This window comes from Streptomyces sp. NBC_00102, assembly GCF_026343115.1.
Taxonomy (GTDB): domain Bacteria; phylum Actinomycetota; class Actinomycetes; order Streptomycetales; family Streptomycetaceae; genus Streptomyces.
On the sequence record NZ_JAPEMC010000008.1, the window covers coordinates 36506 to 58171 of the forward strand.

A 21666-nucleotide genomic window follows, 5' to 3' on the forward strand; every position below is an offset into this window, starting at 1 on the left:
GGGGTGGGGCCGACGTGGGGGAGACCAAGCCGGCAGAGAGGAGGCAACGGCTACGGTTCCCCGTCCGCCACCTGGGGTGTTCGAGGGACCGGCACGAGATCCGGGGGCACGCCGACCCGGGAAACGGGCCGCCCGACGCGATCCCTGTAACGGGAGACACATGGGTGGCGGCCTCGGGTCCGACGAGGTGTTCCTCGCCGATTCCGGAGTTCGGGGTCGCCAGGAGGCGAGCGGGCGCGGCGCAACGGCGAGCCGGCGCAGCGAAACGGCGAGCCGGCGGAGGCGGGATCCGGCCGTCGAGCCGGTCGGCGCCGGAAATGCCGACGCGGGCGTGGATGTCGAGGATGACACCGATGGTCGGCAAGCGACCTCCTCGCACCGGTGCGGCGCGCACCCGGCCCGCGCAGGACGACCGGGCACTTTTATGCGCGGTCGTCGCCACTCACCGCTCCAGTTCCTGCCATTCCGGAGCAAGGACGGCCCAGAGCTGTTTGTCGTGGCGCACCCCCTCGTACGGCCACGCCTCGCGGCGTACACCCTCCAGGGACATGCCGAGCCGCTTGGCCACCGCCGAGCTGCGGTCGTTGTCGGCCCGGCAGTGCCACTCGGCCCGGTGCAGCCCCCGGGTCGTGAACGCCCAGTCCAGCAGGGTGCCGCACGCCTGGGTGATCAGCCCGTGGCCCTCGGCGGAAGGCTCCAGCCAGCATCCGATCTCGCACGAGCCGAAAGAGGCGTCGAAATCCGTGAACATCACGCCGCCGACCAGGACTTCACTTCGCCAGATGCCGTACAGGCGGGCCCCGTCGTCGGCCTTGCGCCGGGCATACCGCTGAAGCGTTGCCCGCGCCCCGTCCACGTCGCCGGTGAGGAACGCGGGCCCGACCCACGGCCGGATGTGCTCGCGGGCCCGGTCCAGATGGGCGGCGAACTCCTCCGCGTGCCAGACCTCCAGCTCCCCGAGGCGAACGCCGTCGCGCAGCAGCAGCGTGAACATGAGCACCTCCATTTACGTAACAAGCGTTATGGCAATGTACCGTGTCGACATGCCACGCACCAAGGGAGATCACGAGGCCCGTCGACGCGACGTCTCCGCGGCAGTCTGGAAGGTCATGGCCACGCGCGGCTTCGCCGGCCTGACCCTGCGCGCCGTCGCCACCGAACTCGGCGCCACCACCGGCCTGCTCACGCACTACTTCCCGACCAAGCAGGCTTTGGTCGAGTACGCCCTGGAGCTGCTCGAACAGCGCACCACCTCCCGCCCCCGCCGTGAGGCGGGTGAGGGTCTGGCCGCTTTCAGGGCCGCACTCCTCGACATCCTGCCGCTGACCCCGGCGTCCACCGAGAGCAACCGGATCTGGGTCTCGTCCTGGGATGCCGCGCTTTCCGACTCCGACCTGAGCACCGCGTACGCCCGCAAGTACGCCCGGAGCCGGGACAGGTTGAGGGAGCAGGTGGCCGCGGCCCAAGAGCTCGGCGAGCTGCCCCGCGACGACCCCGCCCGCATCGCCGCCGCAGCCCAGTCCTTCGTACTCGGCCTGGTGGTCCAGGCGCTGTTCGCTCCGGCGGCGTTCCCGCCGGAGCGTCAGATCGCCCTCGTGGACGGCCACCTGGCCGATCTGACGGCGCGCACCAACTCCACGCGATGAAGCGGCGATGCCGCGAACCGGGCACCTGCCCGGCATGAAGGCGTACGGCCCTTGCCGGGAGAGGAGTCACTAACGGTCGGGACACGACAGTGATACGCGGCGGAAACCAGCCGTCCCTAATTTCTATCACTCGACAGAAATTCGCAGGACTTGCCTCCGCGACAGGGGACCCGCCATGACCGTGACCACCGATCCCGCTCCCCCGCCCGGTGCGACGGCCGCGGACCCACCGGACGGCTCTCTCGCCTCGTTCGGCTACCCCCAGGAACTGCGGCGCCGCATGGGGAGGTACGCGTCCTTCGCCGCCGGGTTCTCCTTCATCTCCGTACTGACCACGGTCTTCCAGTTCTTCCCGCTCGGCTACTCCTTCGGCGGTCCGCTCTTCTTCTGGACCTGGCCCGCCGTCCTGATCGGCCAGTTCCTCGTCGCCGCCTGCTTCGCCGAACTCGCCGCCCGGATGCCCATTTCGGGAGCCGTCTACCAGTGGGCCAGCAGGCTCGGCACCCCGTCCTTCGGCTGGTACGCGGGCTGGATCATGGTGGTCGGGCGGGTCGTGGTCGTGGCGGCCGCCGCTCTCGCACTGCAAGTGGTCCTGCCCGCCGTCTGGCCCGGCTTCCAGATGGTCGGGGGCGATCCGTCACCCACGACGACCAGTGGCGCCACTAACGCCGCCCTCCTCGGGCTCGTCCTGCTCGTGTTCACCACCCTCCTCAACGTCACCGACAACCGGGCGCTCTCCGCCGTCAACTCGGTCGGCGTCACCGCCGAGATCGCCGGCATCGCCCTGATCGTCACCCTCCTCGCCACTCACGCGGAACGCGGTCCGGCGGTCACTCTGCACACCGGAGGCGAAGGCGGCCTGATCACGGCGCTGCTCGTCGGCTCGTTCACCGCCGCGTACGTCCTCATCGGGTTCGAGAGCGCGAGCGAGATGAGCGAGGAGACCGTCAACCCGCGGCGCACCGCGCCCCGTACGACGCTCACCGCCCTCACCACCTCCGGAGTCTGTGGCGGGCTCCTGCTGCTGGGCGGGCTGCTCGCCGCACCTTCCCTCACCGACGGACGCCTCGCGACCGGGGGCCTGGGATACGTGCTCACCAGCACGCTCGGCGACGGCTTCGGCAGGGTGCTGCTCGGCGACGTGGCCGTGGCCATCTGTGCGGCGACCCTGGCCATCCAGACGTCGGCGACCCGCATGCTCTATTCCATGGCCCGCGACGGCGTCCTCCCGTACTCGGCACGGCTGGCGCGGGTGCCGCGCAGGACCGGGATGCCCGGGACGGCCGCGACGGTGGTCGGTGTCGGAGCAGGGGTGTTGCTGCTGCTCAACCTCGCGTCGCCGCAGGCGTTTCTGGCCATCGGCACGAGCTGTATCGCGATGGTGTACCTGGCGTACGCGATGGTCACCGGGCCGATGCTGTTCAGGCGGCTGAGGGGCGAGTGGCCGCCCGCGGACGACGGCCGGAGCGACGAGCTCGGCCGGCCCCTGTTCTCCCTCGGCCGCTGGGGACTTCCCGTCAACGCCGTCGCGTTCGGTTACGGGCTCCTCATGACGGTCAACCTCGCCTGGCCGCGCGCCGCGGTGTACGACCCCGCCGGCGGCCACTGGTACTTCCGGTGGTTCACCGTCCTGGTTCTCGGCGCGACGGTCGCGGCCGGCGCTGCTTACCGTAGCCGCCGTCGGGCCCGGACGGAACGAGGGGCACCGAGGGGGAGGGAGACCGGGGCGAGGGGTGTTCGAGCCTTTCGGTCCTGAGGGGTCGGGCGGTCGAACGACGAGGCAGAGGCGGAGGCCCGCCCGAACCGTCAGTCCCGCGCCGCGAGGAGCCGTTGCCCCTCGCGGCGCAGCCGTGCCAGGGAACGCTGCGGTACGCCGGCCACCCGCAGTGCGGCGTCCGCCGTCGCCACCGCCAGGGCCAGCGGGTCGCGGTCGGGGTCGGATTCAGCGCGCCGGATGAGGATCACGCTTTCGGTGAGGCCGAAGACGAGGTCCGTGTGCAGGGCCAGGGCGTCCGGGCCCAGGGACGCACCGGCGTCGGTAGCGGCCAGCAATTCGTCGTAGCAGGACTTGAGTTCGGCCCGGACCCGGTGGAAGTCGGCGAAGCGGCCCGTCTGCGCCTCCGGCAGCAGGTACAGCGCACCGAGGTTGTGGGGGCCGCCGCACAGCAGCGCCGCGTCGGAGTGGCACAGGGCCCACAACCGCGCCTCGGGGGCAGCCTCCGTGCGGGACACGAGGCCGCGCGCCACTTCGAGGGAGGGACGGACGGTCCCTTCGAGCAGCTCCGCGAGGATCGCTTCCTTGCCGTCGAAGTAGTGGTAGAGGGATGCCTGGCGCAGGCCGGCCCGTTCGGCGATCGTCCGGGTGGATGTCGCGGTGTAGCCGCGAGTGGTGAACAGGTCGGCTGCCGCGGCGAGGACCTCGTCGCGCGGCTCGAGACCGCTGGAAGGACGCTCCTGGATCCTCGGGCGGCCGACTCTTCTGCTGGTGGGCGTGCTCACGCCACGATCCTCGCACAGAGCCGGTGGCCGGCTCGGGGCCGATCCCCCCGGTGAGTTCGCGGAAACCGACCGGAAACTCACCCGCAACGGCCGCGAAGCGCCCGATGCCTAATTTCTATCAAGCGACAGAAATCAGCCCCGGACCGGAGGTCGACCCATGACGACACCGTCAGCGACAGCATCGGCGCACGGTGCGCGTGACCACGCCCGTGCCCAGGCAGGCAGGGAGACCGACGCCATGCCGGTCCTCCCCGCGAGCAGTTGGCCCGAGCCGCCCCGGGGCGTGGCCTCCGAGGACGTCGTATGGGCCGAGACCGTGGCGGGCGGCAACTACACCCACAAGGTCCTCGCCCGGGGCACCGAACTGCGACTGACCGACATGACCGGCGACGCCTGCGCGCACCTCCTCCTCCACAGCGCCGACCGCCCCTGGGAACGGCTGAACACGGCCGACACGGTCAAGGTGCTCTGGAACGCGTACCTGGGCGAGGGCCGGCTGCTCCTCTCCGACCAGGGCCGGGTGCTCGCCTCCGTCGTCGAGGACACGTCCGGCCGTCACGACGCGGTGACCGGGACCTCCACCCTCGCGCGGAACACCGCGCGCTACGGGGACGGCACCTGCCAGTCCGCATCCCCGGCGGGCCGCGAGCTGTTCAAACTCGCCGCCCTCAAGAACGGCCTGACCCCCCGCGACCTTCCCCCTTCCGTCTCCTTCTTCCAGGGCGTCCGGATCGCGGAGGACGGCGCGACCGAGTTCACCGGCTCGGCCGGTCCCGCCACGCGCGTCACCCTCCGGGCCGAGCAGGACGTCGTCGTCCTCCTCGCCAACGTCCCCCACCCGCTGGACCCGCGTCCTGAGTACACCTGCGGAAATCTCGGGGTTCTCGCGTACCGGTCCCGTGCCACGGCACCCGACGACCCGTTGTGGAACGCCACTCCCGAAGGCCGCCGCGCGTACCTGAACACCGCCGACCACCTCACCGCCCGGAGGACCGCATGACCACCGTCGCTCCCGCCGCCCGCGTCGTCCGCGACGACACCGTGCCCGCCCGCGCCGCATGGTCGGCGATCGTCCGCGAGGGCCAATGGCTGACCGTCACCGATCTGCACGGCAACCAGGCCGCGGACTTCCTCGTCTACGACGCCCACGACACCTCCGTCCGATACAGCGTCCCCGACACCGTCCAGGCGCAGGGCAACGTCTTCCTGACCACAGGCTCCGTGCTGATGTCCAACGAACACACCCCGCTGATGACGGTCGTCGAGGACACCTGCGGACGGCACGACACTCTCGGCGGCGCCTGCTCCAAGGAGTCCAACACCCTCCGCTACGGCCACCACACCTGGTCCCAGCACGCCTGCGTGGAGAACTTCCTCGCCGAGGGCGTCCGGCACGGACTCGGCAAGCCGGACCTCGTCTCCAACATCAACTGGTTCATGAACGTGCCGGTCGAGGAGGACGGCACGCTCGGCATCGTCGACGGCCTCTCGGCGCCGGGTCTGAAGGTCGTACTCCGCGCCGAGACCGACGTCCTCGCCCTGCTGTCCAACTGCCCGCAGATCAACAACCCCTGCAACGGGTTCGATCCCACACCCCTGCGCCTGACGATCACCGAGCCCGCCCGGAACGACGAGGACCGCACCCGATGACGTTCGACACCCTGCTGGTGGCCAACCGCGGCGAAATCGCCGCCCGCATCATCCGCACCGCCCGCGAGCTCGGCCTGCGTACCGTCGCTGTCTACTCCGACCCCGACCGCGGCGCCGCCCACGTACGCCTGGCAGACGACGCGGTGCGGCTGGGCCCCGCCCCCGCCAAGGAGTCGTACCTGGACGTCGACCTGGTCCTCAAGGCCGCGAAGGACACCGGCGCCGGTGCCGTCCACCCCGGCTACGGGTTCCTGTCCGAGGACGAGGGGTTCGCACGCCGCTGCGCCGACGCGGGCATCGCCTTCGTCGGTCCCACGCCCGAACAACTCAAGCTGTTCGGCGCCAAGCACACCGCCCGCGCCGCCGCACGGGCGGCGGGCGTGCCCCTCGCTCCCGGCACCGGTCTCCTCCCGGACGTCACGGCGGCCCTCGCGGCGGCCGAGGAGATCGGATACCCGGTGATGCTCAAGGCCACCGGCGGCGGTGGCGGCATCGGCATGCAGGCCTGTCACGGCACGGCGGACCTCGCGGACGCGTGGGAGCGCGTGCAGCGCGTGGCCGCGGCCTCCTTCTCCTCGGCCGGGGTCTTTCTGGAGCGGCTGGTCGAACGGGCGCGTCACGTCGAGGTACAGGTCTTCGGCGACGGTCTCGGCAAGGTCGTCACCTTCGGCGACCGCGACTGCTCCCTCCAGCGTCGCAACCAGAAGGTGGTGGAGGAGGCACCGGCTCCCCGGCTTCCCGACCACGTACGCCGAGACCTCGCCCGTTCCGCCAGGGACCTGTGCGCGTCCGTGGACTACCGGTCCGCCGGAACCGTCGAATTCGTGTACGACGCCGTCCGCGAGGAGGCCTACTTCCTGGAGGTCAACACCCGGCTCCAGGTCGAGCACCCGGTCACCGAGGCGATCTACGGCGTCGACCTCGTCGAGTGGATGCTGCGCCTCGCGCAGGGGGAAACCGCCGTCGTCACCGAGCCCCCCACCCCCGCCGGACACGCCATCGAGGCCCGTCTCTACGCCGAGGACCCGTCCCGCGACCATCGCCCGAGCGCCGGCCTGCTGACCCGCGTCGCCTTCCCCGAGGGTGTCCGCGTCGATGCCTGGGTCGAAACGGGCACGGAGGTCACCACCGCGTACGACCCGATGCTCGCCAAGATCATCGCGCACGGCGTCGACCGCGCCGAGGCGCTCGACCGGCTCGACACCGCGCTCGAAGCGACCCGCGTCGACGGCATCGAGACCAACCTCGGCCTGGTCCGCGCGGCGCTCCGGCACGCCGACGTGCGCGGAGCCACACACTCCACGGCCTCGCTCCCTGACGTCACCGACCCGACCCCGCGCATCGAGGTCGTCACGCCGGGCACACTGACGACCGTGCAGGACTGGCCGGGACGCACCGGATACTGGCACGTCGGTATCCCGCCGGGCGGGCCGATGGACGACCTGTCCTTCCGGCTCGGCAACACCGCACTCGGCAACGACGAGGGTGCACCGGGGCTCGAATGCACCCTCCAGGGCCCCTCGCTGAGGTTCACCCACCCGACGACGCTCTGTGTCACCGGTGCCCCGGCCCGGGTGACGGTCGACGGCACCCCGGTGCCGCAGTGGGAGCCCGTCACCGTGGGGGCGGGGCAGGTGCTCGCCGTCGGAGCCCCCGCCGATCAGGGCCTCCGCACATACGTGCTGTTCGCCGGGGGCCTGGACGTCCCCGAGTTCCTGGGCAGTGCGGCCACCTTCACCCTCGGCAGGTTCGGCGGACACGGCGGACGTGCCCTGCGCGCGGGTGACGTCCTGCACGGGGGCGAGGCCCGTCCGGAGACCTTCTCCGTCCCACTCGACGCGCGCCCGGTCTTCAGCGGACAGTGGCGGGTCGGCGCGGTCGAAGGGCCGCACGCCGCACCCGAATTCTTCACCGAGGACGACATCCGCGACTTCTACACCGCGGACTGGAAAGTGCACTTCAACTCCGCCCGCACCGGAGTCCGCCTGATCGGCCCCAAGCCGCGCTGGGCCCGGACGGACGGCGGCGAAGCGGGACTGCATCCGTCGAACATCCACGACACGCCCTACTCCGTCGGCGCCGTCGACTACACGGGGGACATGCCCGTCCTCCTCGGCCCGGACGGTCCGTCTCTCGGCGGTTTCGTCTGTCCGGCCACCGTCGTCAGCGGTCAGCGCTGGAAGCTGGGCCAGCTCCGCCCCGGCGACACGGTCCGGTTCGTGCCGGTGACGGCGGAGGCTGCCACGCGCCTGCGGAAGGCACCCGCGGCCGAACCCCGCGCCGACCGGGACGCCGTCGTCGACGGCGGCATCCTCGCCCGTCTGGAGGAGACGACGGTCCGTCCGTCGGTCACCTACCGACGCAGCGGTGACGACAACCTCCTGGTCGAGTACGGGCACATGCAGCTGGACCTGGCCCTCCGCATGCGGGTACACGCGCTGGCGGAGGCGCTGGCCGCACGCGCCCTCCCCGGCGTCGTCGACCTCACGCCGGGCATCCGCTCGCTCCAGATCCAGACCGACCCCGACGTGCTGCCGCAGCGGGAACTCCTCAGCACCGTGATGCGCGTGGAGGAGGACCTGCCCGCCACCGACGAGCTGGTGGTCCCCAGCCGGACGGTGCACCTGCCGCTCTCCTGGGACGACCCGGCGACCCGCGAGGCCATCGACCGCTACGTCGCGGGCGTACGCGACGACGCCCCGTGGTGCCCGTCGAACATCGAGTTCATACGCCGCGTCAACGGCCTGGACACACCGGCCGACGTGTACCGCACGGTCTTCGACGCCGAGTACCTCGTCCTCGGGCTCGGCGACGTCTACCTCGGTGCGCCCGTCGCCACGCCGCTGGACCCGCGGCACCGGCTGATCACCACCAAGTACAACCCGGCCCGGACCTGGACGGCGGAGAACTCGGTCGGCATCGGAGGCGCCTATCTGTGCGTGTACGGCATGGAGGGCCCCGGCGGCTACCAGTTCGTCGGCCGCACCACCCAGGTCTGGTCGGGCTGGCAACAGCGCGGCGGATTCGAACCGGACAAACCATGGTTGATGCGCTTCTTCGACCGCGTCAAGTGGTATCCGGTGAGCGCCGACGAACTCCTCGAACTCCGCGCCGACATCATCTCCGGCCGTTTCGTGCCGAAGACGGAGGACGGCACCTTCTCGCTCGCCGCGTACCAGAGGTTCCTGGCCGACAACGCCGAGTCGATCGCCGCCTTCCGCAACCGGCAGAACACGGCGTTCGGTGCCGAGCGCGATGCCTGGGAGGCGGCCGGCGAGTTCGCCCGTGCCGAGGCCGCCACCGAGAACGCCCCGGTGACCACCGACATCGAGGTACCCACGGGCGGCCACCTGGTCGAGGCCGAATTCCCCGCCTGCGTATGGCAGGTGAACGTCGAGGTCGGCGACCGGGTCTCGGCGGGCCAGCAGTTGATCGCCCTGGAGGCGATGAAGATGGAGGCCCCCGTGAAGGCCCCGGCCGACGGAATCGTCGCGGAGGTCCTGATCAGGACCGGCAGCCAGGTGGAGGCGGGCAGCGCGCTCCTCGTCCTCGCTCCCGTCGAGACCGCGGAGGTGTACGCGTGACCAGCACCGTGGAGAGAGTACGCGCCGCGTACACCAGGATCGAGGAGGTGGACCGGCCCGAGGTGTGGATCGGTCTCCGGCCCCGCGAGGATGTGGATGCGGAGGCGGCCCGGGTCGACGAGCGGGTCGCCGCCGGTGAACGGCTGCCGCTCGCCGGAACGGTGTTCGCGGTCAAGGGGAACATCGACGTGGCCGGGCTGCCGACGACCGCCGGCTGCCCCTCGTACGCGTACGAGCCGAAGGCCGACGCCCCCGTGGTGGCGCGACTGCGGGCGGCGGGCGCCGTATGCCTCGGCACCACGAACCTCGACCAGTTCGCGACCGGCCTGGTCGGCACGCGCAGCCCGTACGGGCCGGTCCGTAACGCCGTGGACCCGAGTTACGTCTCGGGCGGTTCCTCGTCCGGATCGGCGGTGGCGGTAGCCCTCGGCATCGTGGACTTCGCGCTCGGCACGGACACGGCGGGCTCGGGCCGGGTTCCGGCCGCGTTCAACGGCATCGTCGGCCTCAAGCCGACGCGTGGCCTGGTCCCGGCGTCGGGCGTCGTTCCCGCCTGCGCCTCGCTCGACTGTGTGACCGTCTTCGCCCGGACTCTTCCGGAGGCCGAGCGGACACTGTCCTTCATGGCGGCACCGCAGGCCCGCGAGCTCCCCGCCCTGGAGCAGCGACGCCCCGGCCCGTGGCGGATCGCGGTCCCGCGTCCCGGGCAGCTCGGCGAGCTGGACCAAGGCTGGGCCGAGGCGTTCGCGTCAGCCGCGACCCGGATGGCGGACGCGGGCGCCGAACTCCTGGAGATCGACCTGACGCCGTTCACCGAAGCGGCCGCCATGCTGTACGAGGGAGCGTTCGTCGCCGAGCGCTACGGAGCCGTCGGCGGCTTCGTCGACGCCCACTGGGGTGCGCCGGACCTCGATCCGACCGTGGCCGGGATCATTTCGCGCGCCGGAGAGATCCCGGCCCACCGGCTCTGCACCGATCTCGACAGCCTGTCCGTCCTCCGCCACAGTGCGCTTGCCTCGCTCGGCGACGCGGACGCGCTTCTCCTGCCGACGACACCCGGGCACCCGACCCTCTCGGAGGTCGCGGCCGACCCCGTGGGCGCGAACGCCCGGCTCGGCCGGTTCACCAACTCGACCAACCTCTTCGACCTCGCGGCGGTCGCCGTTCCGGCCGGCGAGGTGAACGGGCTCCCGTTCGGTGTGATGCTGATCGGCCCCGCGTTCACCGACGAGCGGCTGGTCCGCGTCGCCGGCCTGCTCGCCGCCCCTCCTCCGCACCTCGCGGTGGTCGGCGCGCACCTGTCCGGACAGCCTCTGAACGGAGAGCTGCTGGCCCTCGGCGCCCGGTTCGTACGCACCACCACCACGGCACCCGACTACCGGCTGTACGCCCTCGACACGTCGCCGCCCAAGCCCGGTCTGGTCCGTGCCGACGGAGGAGGTGCCGCCATCGAGGCCGAGGTGTGGCGGCTCCCGGCCGAAGGGCTCGGCACGCTCCTCGCGGCGCTCCCCCGCCCCATGGCCCTCGGTACGGTGGAGCTTGCGGACGGCACCTGCGTGACGGGGTTCCTCTGTGAGCCCGAAGCACTCCACGGCGCCCGCGACATCACCGCACACGGCGGCTGGCGCGCGGCCCTCCCGACGCTCTCGGTCCCGCGGCACACCGAGGACACGACGTCGGCGTGCGGGCGGTCGGCACCGGTGCCCACCACGACCGCCTCGGCGCCCCCGACGTCACCCTGAGCATCGGGGCCGTCGGCCCGCGCCGGCACGGCGGACCGCCACGACCGGAGTGCTCCGACGCGAGGCCCCCGCCGGCAGGGTGTGTCCCGCCGGCAACAGACACCTGGGCGCCGCTTCGCGACGGCAAGGCAGCCGTCGTCCCGCGTTCGGCGGTTCCGGACGACCCCATGGTCCGGAGCCGCCGCGTGACGAGCCCCGGATCGTGGACGCTGCGCACAACTGTGTCGCGTTCCGACATCGATACTCCTTGCAACGGGAGAGCCCAAGTGGTTCGGGGGCCTGCTCCCACGGTCACCGCGGGGAGACCGGTGCACCACAGAAGCCCCGCATTCGGGCCGGAGGCCCGTTCCGTCACGCTTGCGGACGGCAGCGGTGGGTCAGTGGACGCCCGCGTGGCGGCGGGACGGCGGGACGGCGGGATGAGGCCCCGCCGGTCCGCGGTCGGCCCACCGGACCGGTGAGGGTCACCCTGCCGTGGAAGGGTTGATGGTCCATGTCAGGAGTACACCGAGCGATGAGCTTGTTGGTACAGGTGTTCCCAGTGGGCGAGGAGAGGAGGCCGGAAAGGTGGTTGGCATCGACTTCCCTGGCGGGCTGCGGGCGGACGGCCTGCCGGCCGCGTTGTCGGATCCGTCTCGTCTGGCCGCGGTGGAGGACACCGCTCTGCTGGACACCGGGCCCGAGGCGGTCTTCGAGGACCTTGCCTCGCTCGCCGCGAGAATCACCGGGGCGGGGCGGGCGTTCGTGACCCTGGTCGACGCGGACCGCTCCTTCTGGAAGGCATGCGTCGGCGTCGACGCCCACGCGATGTCCGACCGGCAGAACCCGGTGAAGGAGAGCTTCTGCTACTTCCTGGTCGGGCTGGAGGGGCAGCCTTTCATCGTCGATGACGCCGCCACCGACCCGCGCACCGCCGACCACCCCTCGGTGGGCCCGATGAACATCGGCGCTTGGGCCGGCTACCCCCTGCTCGATCCCGACGGACGCGTGCTGGGCAGCTTCTGCGTCATCGACGACTCTCCCCGCACCTGGTCTCCGGCCGACCTGGCCGCCCTGGCGACCCTGGCCCGCTCGGTGGCGGCGGAGATCCACCTGCGCCAGAGCTTGACCGCGGCGAAGGCCGCCCACCAGCGCTCCGCCGATCTCGCCCGTAGCCTGCAGGCCGGGCTTCTCCCTCCGCGGCTGCGCACGATCCCCGGCGCGGAGGCGGCCGCCTCCTACCTGCCGGCCTCCAACCGCCACCGCACCGACATCGAGGTCGGCGGCGACTTCTACGACCTCTTCCACACCCAGGGTCCGAATTACGCCGCCGTTCTCGGTGACGTGTGCGGCAAGGGCATCAAGGCCGCCCAGGTCAGCTCGATGGCCCGTTACACGATCCGCGCCGACGCCGACGAGGCCGGCTCCCCGGCCGACCGGCTCGCCCGCCTCAACATCGCTCTGCTCGCCCAGGACGCCCCCCGCTTCCTGACCGCCGTCTACGCGGCCTTCCAGCCCTCCGCGAAGGGCCTGTCCGGCACCATCGCCCTGGCCGGGCATCCCCCGGCACTGATCCGGCGCGCCGACGGCCGTGTCGAGCGAGTCGGGGTCCCAGGGACCCTGCTGGGGATCATGGAAGCCCTGAGTCTGACCGACGTGCCCTTCCACCTCCACCCCGCCGACCTGCTCCTGCTCTTCACGGACGGCGCCACCGAAGCCCGCCCCCGCCCCGGGACCTCCCCCGACGACGCCCGGACCATCTTTTCCGAGGACGACCTGGCCGAGGCCCTGGCCGCCAGCCACACCATGGACGCCGTCACCACCATCACCCACCTCACCGGCATCCTCGACGCCCACCACAGTGGTTGGGCAAGCGACGACACCGCCCTGCTCGCCCTGCGCGCCACCCCGTCGGCCTGACCGCGCCACGACGGCCCGGGCACCTGGAGGCCCGGTCCGTGGACGACTCGCGCAGGCCGATGGAGTCGTGGGTACACACGTAGGTGGCGGGCAGCTTCATCAGCGCGGCCGGCCGCATGCAGCGGTGTCGCACGGGGCGGCGGAGCCGGCGGTCGACGCGACGCCGCGGCGGACAGTGCCGGCCTGGGCGGAGCCAAGTTCGGCGGGTGTTCCTGGTCGTGCCCGAGCCCGTCACCAACACCCTGCGCCATGGCGGCGACACCCGCGCGCGCCGGCTGACCGCCCGCCACGACACCGTGCACGACCAGAGCCCGAAGGTTCCCCGCGTGCGCACGCCCGACCTGCGCGGCGGCATCGGCGGCTTCGGCCGGCCGCTGGTCGACCGCCTCGCGAACGCCACGCTCGTCACCCGCAGCCCCAGCGGCGGGAGAACTGCCGTCGCCACCTCCCCGGTAGGCGCCGCAGGCCGCGTTCGCCCGCACGCGGTCATGTACGGCCGGGCGCACCGGATCGACCGAACCGGAACAGGCTGCCCGTGTCGGTCCGGGGCAGGGTCCGGACCGAGGCCCGGAGCCGCTTGCCGACCACCCTCACCATGCCACCGAGCCCCCTCGCACTCCTCTCGTCCCACGGGTAGGGGCGACCGTTGTGCCCTGGGTCACGTTCGCGCGTGGCGGGGTGTGCCCCTGCTGTGCGGGTCGGGCATTCTCTCCCGGCGGCCGTACGAAGGGGTACGGCCCCGGTGACCGGCTGGAGGAGAGATGTCGCGACACGCGGGCAGGGAGCAGGGGCGGGGAACGGACCGGGGGCGGGGCGTGATCGAGGGGGCGTTCGCACTCCTTGAGGCGTTGCGCAGGTGCGGCGGGGAGGCAGGGCTCACCGAGATCGCCGCGGCCTGTGCCAGTGGAACGCGCGTAGAACGGCGGGCAGCGGTCCGGCAGTCTGTTCTTCGAGCCGGTCGGGGGACCGGCGAAAACCGAGACTACGGGGGACAACATGACCGTCCGACGACTGACCGCCTTCGCCCTCGCGGGCGCGCTGGGCCTCACCTCGCTGGTGGGCGCCGCGGGCGCCGCACAGGCCGATCCGGTCGACTACGTGCAGATCCAGCTCGTCGACCTGTACTGCGGCGATGAGAGCGAGGGCGACCACGACGAGGCCTACCTCAACATCGCGGCGAACGGCGGCAAGGCCGTGAGGCTCTGGCCCGCCAACGCGTCGTACCAGACCATGGGCACCGGCTACCGCCGCGCCCTGGACGGGAGCAACGGCAACGCACTGCTGATCCTCGGCAAGACCGAGTCCCGCACGCTCTCGCTGTGGGACTACGACAGCACCAGCGGCGACGACCGGCTCGGCTCGGTGACCGTCACGGGCGACGAGTTCGGCGCGGAGACGCAGTACCGGGTGCTGGAGGGCTCCGGTGGCGTCTACACCATCGCCTACCGGGTCGTCGACATCTGATCCGCCCCTCCTGCCGCGGTCCGACCGGTCCGGCCGGACCGCGGCAGGAGCACGGACGCAGGCCTGCCGGCGGTGGACCACACCGTCGGCAGAAGCCGGGCGAGCAGCGGAAAGCCCAACGGACGTCTCTCCCCGAGCGTGGTCCGCCGCCGCTCCGTCGCCTTCGGGCAGCTGCCCCTCTTGCCCAGGGCACGCGGTTGTGACTGGACCTGCTCGGTGCCGGGGCCCGGCCGCCAAGTTCCCTGAACCCGGTGGTCGAGGGGAGGGCCGAGGAATCGCGCTCGGTCGCGATGGCGGGTGAGGCGGCTTCCCGGGGTACGCATGCCGAGCGACGCAGGGTGTACCGGCACGCCGTGAGGGAGAGTCAGCTGATGGAGTTCGACGAAGACGCTGCCCTGGACACCTCCGAGGTCCAGGACAACCGGGGCGGAGCTTTGAGCGGGATCCCCGGTGGCGGGAAGACCGTGGGCGGTGGGGTGGTCGGTCTGCTGGTGCTGATCGCGTCGGTGGTGTTGGGGGTGGACCCCGGTCTGCTCAGCTCGGACCCCGCCACCGAAGCCGGCGGATCCGGTGGTACCGGTGCCGCCGATCTGGCAGCGGACTGCCGGACGGGTGCCGACGCCAACACGAAGGAAGACTGCCGGATCGTGGCCGTGGTCGACAGCCTCCAGGCATTCTGGAAGCAGACCGAGTCGGCGGCCGGGAAGTCCTACACGCAGGCCCCGACCTGGCTGTTCACCAACAGTGTGAGCACCGGCTGCGGCAACGCGACGTCCGAGGTGGGCCCCTTCTACTGCTCCGCCGACGACAAGGTCTACCTCGACCTGGGCTTCTTCGACGAACTCACCGGCAGGTTCGGCGCCAAGGGTGGCCCCTTCGCCGAGGCGTACGTCGTCGCGCACGAGTACGGGCACCACATACAGGACCTCAACGGCACCATCTCCCGCGGCAGCGGCCAGGGCCGGGACAGCGGCTCGGTGAAGCTGGAACTCCAGGCGGACTGCCTCGCCGGAGTCTGGGCCCACCACGCGACCACGACTCCCGACCCGAAGAGCGGCAAGCCCCTGATCACCGAACTCACGGAGTCGGACATCGGTCAAGGAATGGACGCGGCCGCCGCCGTGGGCGACGACCGTCTCCAGGAGAAGTACCAGGGCAGCGTCACGCCGGACACCTGGACGCACGGCTCTGCGGCGCAACGTCAGAAGTGGTTCACCACCGGCTACCGGTCCGGGAAAGTCGACACCTGCAACACGTTCGCCTGAATCGAGGCCAGGGCGCGTGCGACGCCGCATCTTCGAGGCGGAGCCCGAATCGGCCACGTGCATCATGAGGATCGCCGGGATCGACCTCTCCGACCGGCGGACGGGCTGGGGCGTCGATGCGGTCCCGCCCACCATGGGCGCCGGTCGCGGCTGACGCCGCGAGCGCCGTCCCGGTGCGGCTCCTCACCGGGTGCGGTCCCTCGCTACGAGCGGGGGCCGCACCCGGGCGGAGTGCAGGCGGAGTTGCCCCGGCCGGGCTTCCGCGTCGCATCCGTCCTCGCAGCTTCCTTCTCCGCCTTCTTGGCCTGGCCCGGCGGCAGATGCGGGGCGTCGGACGCCGCTCCCCGCCCCGCCGTGGCCACGGGACCGGTCGAACTGGCCGGTTGCGGCCGCGCAGTCCCGGAAGCGTCCGGCTGTGCGCCGGGAGCCGCGCCCGGACGCGGAGAGGAGGACGCCGGGGACGTTCCCCGCGCTCCGACCGCAGTGGCGGCGGTGCCCGGCTTGCCCGCGGCGGGGTCACCGTCGTCCCGCTTGCCCCCGGGGGTGCGGGACGCGGTGGAGGCGCCGCGGCCCTCGCCGGGCGGGGTCGGGGCGTCGGTGACGGCGAAGGCGGTCATCGTGACGGCGGCCAGCGCGACGGACGCTCCGGCGAACAGAAGCCGTCCCCGCGCGGGCAGCGCCCGGCGCGCGGGCCGCGCCTCGGCCGGCGCCGGGCTCCGGTGCGTGTGCCCCGCCGTGCGCGGCGCGCTCTGCCCGGCCGCGACGGGGCTCGTGGCGTTCGCCGTCGGTACGAGAGCCGTGCGGTCCTCGTCGGCCAGCGCGGTCAGGACGCGGGCACACCCACCGGCCGTGGGCCGGTCCTGCTCGTCCAGGCTGGTCATGTCCCGTATCAGCGAGGCCAGTCGGTCGGGCAGGCCGGGGGGCAGCGCGGGTGCCCGGTGCAGCCGCGCGATCGCGGCCTCCACGGGGATACCGTCGTACTCCAGCCTGCCGGTGAGGCACTCGAGGAGTACGAGGCCGAGCGCGTACACGTCGGCGGCCCGGCCGACGGGGCGGCCGAGGACCTGCTCCGGGGCGAGGTAGGCGGCGGTGCCGACGAGGGTGCCGGCGGTGGTGCGGGAGGGGTCGTCCAGCATCCGCGAGATGCCGAAGTCGATGAGGTGCGGGCGGCGGGCAGCGTCCAGGACGATGTTGGACGGCTTGACGTCGCGGTGGACGATGCCCGTCTCGTGCGCGTGGTCCAGCGCCTGGGCGACGCCCGCGCCGAGAGCGGCGGTCGCGGCGGGGAGCAGCGGCCCTTCGGCGATCCGCTTGAGCAGGTTGTCGCCCTCGACCAGCCGCATGACCAGGAAAGGGCGTCCGTCGTGCTGTCCGGTGTCGTAGGCGGTGACGAGGCCGGGGTGGTCCAGTCGGGCCAGTATGACGGCCTCGTTGAGCAGGCTCACCTCGAAGTCGACGCCCGCGTCCTGCCGGAAGACCTTGACCGCCACCGGCCGGCGCAGCCGCAGGTCGAACCCGCGGTGCACGTGCGCCGCGCCGCCCGAGCCGAGGAGCCCGTCCAAGCGGTACCGGCCGCCCACGATCTCGGCGGTGCCCAGGGACGCGGCGTGCTGCGCGAAGTCCTGAAGCCTCATTCCCTCTCCCACTGTCGAGGGCGGGTGCCCTGACCGAGCCGTTCCCGGCGCGCTTCGGGACGCGGGTACCCCGGTGTGGCGGGAGTACCCCCGCGCTGATGATCCGGCAGTCCTGATCCGCTCGGTCGTACGTGCGGCGACCGTATGCGTGCGGCGACCCGTGCTGATCACTCTCGGCGGCGGCCACCGGCCACGGGTGGGACGTACTGAAGCACCTCCTGCCCGGGGCGGCCGCCCCGGGTGCGCAATCCCACAGGATCATCGCGTCCAACGACCACGGTCCTCGCGACTCCCACAGATCGCGGGTGTCGCGAGGACCGTCAGAACCCAAGGATCGGGGAACGAAGCCCGTGCGGTGCGCCGCAGGGCGGAGGAGGGAGTCGACGCGGAGCGTCGGCGACCGACGGCGAAGCCGCGAGGTGCGGCACAGAGCCCCGCGACCCCAGCATGCTTCAAACGGGGCCTCAGATGCTGCGGACCGCGTTCGCAAGAATCGCGTCCCGTACGAACAGCGCCAGGCCAGGCCTGACCGCGTCGTAATAGGACGTGAAGCGCTTGTCCGCGACGTACATCTCGCCCAGACACGTGTGCATCTCGTGCGAGCAGGTGTAGCAGTTGCGGTCGATCCAATTCCGGTGCTCCTCCGCCAGTTCCATAGCCTGCTCGGAGTCAGCCGCCGCGTCCTCGCCGAGCAGCGCGGCAAACCGTTGGCGGAGGTCGTCCGTGTCGTCGCGCAGCCGCTTCCAATCCTTCTTGGTGTGCGAGGCCGTCATGCGGGCGGACTCCCTGTAGGCGCTCGTGTGGGCCCAGCGTCGCTCGACCTCCGGCATGTACCGCTCGGGGTCATGGTCCCCGAAGACCTCAAATCGCTCCTCGGGCGTGAGGTTGATGCCCATCTTGTTCGCCTCCATGGCGTGTTCGACGGCCGTGGCCATTTGTTGGAGCCGGGCGATCCGGCCGGTCAGCAGGACATGCTGGCGACGCAGGTGCTCCCGCGAATCCGATTCCGGATCGTCCAACAGGACCGCGACCTCTCTGAGGGGAAAGCCGAGCTCCCGGTAGAACAGGATCCGTTGCAGCCGGTCGAGATCGGCTTCGCTGTACCGTCGGTGGCCGGCGCTGCTGCGGCCTCCCGGGCTGAGCAGCCGGAGCTCTTCGTAGTGGTGCAGAGTTCGCACCGTGACCCCAGCGAATCCGGCGACCTCTCCCACGGAGTAGCCCACGCTCCCGCCCTCTCTTCTGCACACGCCCCCACTGTGAGGCCTCACGCCGCGTGAGGTTCAAGTGGTGGCCACGTCCGTGATCACTGGCCTTGTTGATGAGAATGGGTTCTGGCTCAACTTCTGTGGACCTGCTGCGGAGCGTTACCGGTGACGGCCCCGGTGGCGTGCACCGGTGAGCGATCGTGCAGGCTGGACGCATGGCCAGTCGCGTTGAGAAGTACCTCGCCCATCTTGATCGACTTTCCGGAACAAGGGAGCCCGGCTTCTTCCCTGTCGAGTCGACCAAGCAGGGGCTGCGGGGCGTTACGGAGATCGTTTACGACAACCTGCCGGACGGGCTTCTCACGGCGCTCACCTACGGCTTGTCGCTGGCGGAGCATCCCGATTGGCAGCACGGCTCGCCGGAACTCTGCCTCAGCGTGAACTCGACCAACGTGATCTGGGCCCACGCCGTGGGCTTCCTCGCCGAGCAGCTCCGTGGAACCTGCCCATTCAGTTACGGCGGCACGATCAACTTCGGTGAGCGCATCGTGCCCGAGTCAGAGATGACGGCATTCTGCGTGTTCGCGCCGCTGGTCCTCGACAGAGAGGACTACCTGGGCATCGACGTCGGCATTCCGGGACACGAGGGCCACGACGTGATCAACATCCAAGGGATGTACCCCATCCACGAGGTCGAGCGGCAGTTCATCAACGAGTACGGGCTTGAAGCCTTCTGGAAGAGCGACTGGGAGCCCACCAACGTGCTCCGGCGCCCCGCGATCTAATCTGGGGAGGCCAGCTGGTGGACAGCATCAGGCGAGCAGGACTCGCTTGCGTAGGAGCGAGAAGCTGGCTCGGCCGAACATCTGGCGCTTGAGCATCTTGATCCGGTTGACATGCCCTTCGACCGCGCCCGAACTCCAGGGCAGAGTGAGTCCGGCGGTGACGGCGTCGAGATCGCGGTCGATGCCAGCGGCGAGGGTGTGGAGGCTGGGCAGGTCGTCCTGCCGGACGGCGTCGAGCCAGGCTGGCAGGTGTTCACCTTGGCGCTGCGTGAGCATGATCGCGAAGGAGCGGACATGCCGGGTGAGGGCGTCGAGCTCGGGACAGTGCGTGCGGAGAGTCTTGAGCTGGATCTGTTCGGGCTCGGTGAGGGTCTCCGGTCGGCTGAGGATCCACCCGGAGACGGTCCGCGGTGAGGGCGGCCGGGCGACTACCGGTCGTGGGGAGGTGCGCTTCTTGTGCAGGTAGGCGCGGACGCGCTGGTAGCTGCCCTTGTAGCCGAGCGGCACGATCTCTTCCCACAGCTTCCAGGCGTTGGTGCAGCCCTCGTTCCACCGGTCGTCCAGGTAGGGCTTGTGATCATCGAGGACCGAGGGCCGGTTCTGCCACTGGCCGGTGAACAGCTCCTCCGGAGCCTTGGCCTCAGCGAGCTGCTTGACGGTCAGCCAGGTCATGCCGAGCTGCCGCTGGACCGAGCGACGGCTGTGCCCGGCTTCCAGCAGTGCGTGGACGTCGGCGTGCCGGGCCCTGGTGCGGTCGGCGAAACGATGGCCGGTCGGCCATGGCGAGCCAGAGGGATCTTTCTCCGGCGCAGGCTCCGGATCGGGATCGGGGGCGGCCGTGCCAAGGGCGCGGAGGCAGCGGCGGTGCTGAGCGACGGCCCGTTCGGCAGCCTCGCTCACGTTGTGCCAGAGGTGCCAGCGGTCCGCGACCTGGACCGCCTGCGGAGCGCCGACGGTGGCACCTTCGGCGAAGAACGGCGCCCGATCACGGCAGATCACCTCAACGCTCGGCCGCGTGGCGAGCCAGGCCGCCAGGCTGGACGCCTCCCGGTCGGGCAGCAGGTCGATGGGGCGGCGGGTCTCGATGTCGATGAGGACTGTGCCGTAGTGGCGGCCCTTCCGGGTCGCGTACTCGTCAACGCCGATAACCCGTGGTGCGGCCACCTCGGGCTCGGGAAGCGCGTCCACCAGACGAAGCACCGTGCTGCGGCTGACGGAAACGCCGAGAACGCCGGCGATACGGGCCCCGGCCCGGCCCGCGAGCGCCAAGCCGACCGACGCCAGGGTCGAGCGCAACCGTTCGGTCCGCTGACTGTGCCGGCGCGTCAGGCCCGGTATCTGCTCGACGAAGGTACGGCGTGCGCAGTCCGAGTTTCCACAGGTGAACCGTCGGACCTTCAATTGAAGGACAACCCGTCGGCCTCCGCTGGGAACATCAGCAGGAAACCGCAGGTAGGAACCGTGAAACCGGTTCGACCAGGTGCCACAGATTGGGCACACGGCGCCTTCGGCGGTGCATTGCGCGTCAACGCGCACGATCGCGATGTTCACGTCTACCGACAGCACCGCGACGCCCGCGATCGACGGGAACAACAACTCCTTCAGCAGGAGCAGGACCTCTTCCACGGCCCTGAACATTCAGCCCGACTGCGTTACCCAGGGATCATTTTCAGGCAACTTCACCCCCAGCTCGAAGAGGCCCAGCAGTCACGGAGAGTGGCCGCGTCACAGAAGTTGAGCCAGAACCCATTCTCATGAACAAAGCCAGTGATCGCCTCGGCTGCCGACCGTGCACGTTCTCGGTGAGAAGTGCGGCGAAGCCCTTCCAGCGGATGATGTGCACGTGGCGGACCCCCAGGTTCCGAGAACGTCGGGGGCACAGCCTCGGGCGGCTGCCCTCCGGAAGGCGCAGCGCACGGCCGGGGAAGCCGACGTCCCGGTCCCCGATGCCGAGGAGGACCCGTTCGTGCCGGTGCCGGGCGACGGCGTGGCTCCCCCGTACAGCTCCCGCATATCGGGGCATACACCACTCTCGGCGGACCCGTGTGTCGCTCGCCCGGCCTCGTCAGCCACCCGGTCCATCCCGTGAACCGGTGCCAGCCGGGCGTGACGGCAGGATCTGCAAGGCTTTCCAGGTCCGACCCCAGGCCGACTCCGGGGCGCAAGATCCCTACCGCGCCGCGGACGCGACGCCCTCTCCCGCCGATGCGTTCCCGTGCCGCCGGTCGACACGTTTCCGCCATCCCGCTTCAACGGCGGCCGCTACCCCCGGTACGTCTCCAGCAGCCGCCGT

The 21666-nt window shown here is 71.3% G+C and carries 16 protein-coding genes; 11 read left to right on the top strand and 5 right to left on the bottom strand.

The window, feature by feature from the left end; all coding sequences use genetic code 11:
* Positions 1-442: 442 nt before the first annotated feature.
* Complete coding sequence (locus OHA55_RS36110; RefSeq protein ID WP_266714711.1) at positions 443-994, bottom strand: GNAT family N-acetyltransferase; 552 nt, start codon at positions 992-994, stop codon at positions 443-445.
* A 49-nt stretch (positions 995-1043) separates the two neighbouring features.
* Between OHA55_RS36110 and OHA55_RS36115 the strand changes: the two genes are divergently transcribed.
* Together OHA55_RS36115 and OHA55_RS36120 are read left to right on the top strand one after the other, a co-directional pair.
* A complete protein-coding gene (locus OHA55_RS36115; protein ID WP_266714713.1) occupies positions 1044-1646 on the top strand; it encodes a TetR/AcrR family transcriptional regulator in 603 nt (200 codons plus the stop codon).
* Between the two features lie 175 nt (positions 1647-1821).
* On the top strand, positions 1822-3402 hold the full coding sequence (locus tag OHA55_RS36120; RefSeq protein ID WP_266714715.1) for an amino acid permease: 1581 nt from the start codon (positions 1822-1824) through the stop codon (positions 3400-3402).
* Positions 3403-3452: 50 nt separating this feature from the next.
* On the opposite strand, the gene OHA55_RS36125 is transcribed toward OHA55_RS36120, so the two are convergent.
* A complete protein-coding gene (locus OHA55_RS36125; protein ID WP_266714717.1) occupies positions 3453-4145 on the bottom strand; it encodes a TetR/AcrR family transcriptional regulator in 693 nt (230 codons plus the stop codon).
* 157 nt (positions 4146-4302) lie between these two features.
* On the opposite strand from OHA55_RS36125, the gene OHA55_RS36130 reads away from it, so the two are divergent.
* From OHA55_RS36130 to OHA55_RS36165, 8 genes are all read left to right on the top strand, one after another.
* Positions 4303-5145, top strand: a complete 843-nt coding sequence (locus OHA55_RS36130; RefSeq protein WP_266714719.1) for an urea amidolyase associated protein UAAP1 — start codon at positions 4303-4305, stop codon at positions 5143-5145.
* Entirely contained in the window at positions 5142-5795 is a 654-nt protein-coding gene (locus tag OHA55_RS36135; protein WP_266714721.1) for an urea amidolyase associated protein UAAP2, read from the top strand. Before OHA55_RS36130 ends, OHA55_RS36135 begins: the two co-directional genes overlap by 4 nt.
* A complete protein-coding gene (uca, locus tag OHA55_RS36140) occupies positions 5792-9379 on the top strand; it encodes an urea carboxylase (RefSeq protein ID WP_266714723.1) in 3588 nt (1195 codons plus the stop codon). The genes OHA55_RS36135 and uca overlap by 4 nt, the downstream gene beginning before the upstream one ends.
* Positions 9376-11121 carry an allophanate hydrolase gene (gene atzF, locus OHA55_RS36145; protein WP_266714725.1) on the top strand — a complete coding sequence of 582 codons (1746 nt, stop codon included), beginning with the start codon at positions 9376-9378 and terminating at the stop codon, positions 11119-11121. Before uca ends, atzF begins: the two co-directional genes overlap by 4 nt.
* A gap of 567 nt (positions 11122-11688) precedes the next feature.
* Complete coding sequence (locus OHA55_RS36150; protein WP_266714727.1) at positions 11689-13020, top strand: PP2C family protein-serine/threonine phosphatase; 1332 nt, start codon at positions 11689-11691, stop codon at positions 13018-13020.
* 996 nt (positions 13021-14016) lie between these two features.
* Positions 14017-14484 (top strand): hypothetical protein, encoded by a 468-nt coding sequence (locus tag OHA55_RS36155; protein ID WP_266714729.1) that lies wholly within the window; start codon positions 14017-14019, stop codon positions 14482-14484.
* 371 nt (positions 14485-14855) lie between these two features.
* Positions 14856-15749 carry a neutral zinc metallopeptidase gene (locus OHA55_RS36160; RefSeq protein ID WP_266714731.1) on the top strand — a complete coding sequence of 298 codons (894 nt, stop codon included), beginning with the start codon at positions 14856-14858 and terminating at the stop codon, positions 15747-15749.
* Between the two features lie 16 nt (positions 15750-15765).
* The gene (locus OHA55_RS36165) at positions 15766-15903 is read left to right on the top strand and encodes a hypothetical protein (protein ID WP_266714733.1); all 138 of its coding nucleotides are present in this window, start codon (positions 15766-15768) and stop codon (positions 15901-15903) included.
* Between the two features lie 49 nt (positions 15904-15952).
* On the opposite strand, the gene OHA55_RS36170 is transcribed toward OHA55_RS36165, so the two are convergent.
* Positions 15953-17383, bottom strand: a complete 1431-nt coding sequence (locus tag OHA55_RS36170) for a serine/threonine-protein kinase (RefSeq protein WP_266714735.1) — start codon at positions 17381-17383, stop codon at positions 15953-15955.
* A gap of 464 nt (positions 17384-17847) precedes the next feature.
* Positions 17848-18606, bottom strand: a complete 759-nt coding sequence (locus OHA55_RS36175; RefSeq protein WP_266714737.1) for a MerR family transcriptional regulator — start codon at positions 18604-18606, stop codon at positions 17848-17850.
* Positions 18607-18803: 197 nt separating this feature from the next.
* Here OHA55_RS36175 and OHA55_RS36180 point away from each other — a divergent pair, with 197 nt between their 5' ends.
* Positions 18804-19373, top strand: coding sequence for a suppressor of fused domain protein (locus tag OHA55_RS36180; protein ID WP_266714739.1), 570 nt, complete (start codon positions 18804-18806; stop codon positions 19371-19373).
* Positions 19374-19400: 27 nt separating this feature from the next.
* Here the strand turns inward: OHA55_RS36180 and OHA55_RS36185 are convergent, their stop codons facing one another.
* Positions 19401-20999, bottom strand: a complete 1599-nt coding sequence (locus OHA55_RS36185) for an ISL3 family transposase (RefSeq protein WP_266714741.1) — start codon at positions 20997-20999, stop codon at positions 19401-19403.
* Positions 21000-21666 lie beyond the last annotated feature (667 nt).

What these genes read in the sequence shown, in the direction of transcription:
- OHA55_RS36110 (WP_266714711.1), bottom strand. Translation starts at nt 994, where the DNA reads ATGTTCACGCTGCTGCTGCGCGACGGCGTTCGCCTCGGGGAGCTGGAG.
- OHA55_RS36115 (WP_266714713.1), top strand. Translation starts at nt 1,044, where the DNA reads ATGCCACGCACCAAGGGAGATCACGAGGCCCGTCGACGCGACGTCTCC.
- OHA55_RS36120 (WP_266714715.1), top strand. Translation starts at nt 1,822, where the DNA reads ATGACCGTGACCACCGATCCCGCTCCCCCGCCCGGTGCGACGGCCGCG.
- OHA55_RS36130 (WP_266714719.1), top strand. Translation starts at nt 4,303, where the DNA reads ATGACGACACCGTCAGCGACAGCATCGGCGCACGGTGCGCGTGACCAC.
- OHA55_RS36135 (WP_266714721.1), top strand. Translation starts at nt 5,142, where the DNA reads ATGACCACCGTCGCTCCCGCCGCCCGCGTCGTCCGCGACGACACCGTG.
- uca (WP_266714723.1), top strand. Translation starts at nt 5,792, where the DNA reads ATGACGTTCGACACCCTGCTGGTGGCCAACCGCGGCGAAATCGCCGCC.
- OHA55_RS36155 (WP_266714729.1), top strand. Translation starts at nt 14,017, where the DNA reads ATGACCGTCCGACGACTGACCGCCTTCGCCCTCGCGGGCGCGCTGGGC.
- OHA55_RS36160 (WP_266714731.1), top strand. Translation starts at nt 14,856, where the DNA reads ATGGAGTTCGACGAAGACGCTGCCCTGGACACCTCCGAGGTCCAGGAC.
- OHA55_RS36170 (WP_266714735.1), bottom strand. Translation starts at nt 17,383, where the DNA reads ATGAGGCTTCAGGACTTCGCGCAGCACGCCGCGTCCCTGGGCACCGCC.
- OHA55_RS36180 (WP_266714739.1), top strand. Translation starts at nt 18,804, where the DNA reads ATGGCCAGTCGCGTTGAGAAGTACCTCGCCCATCTTGATCGACTTTCC.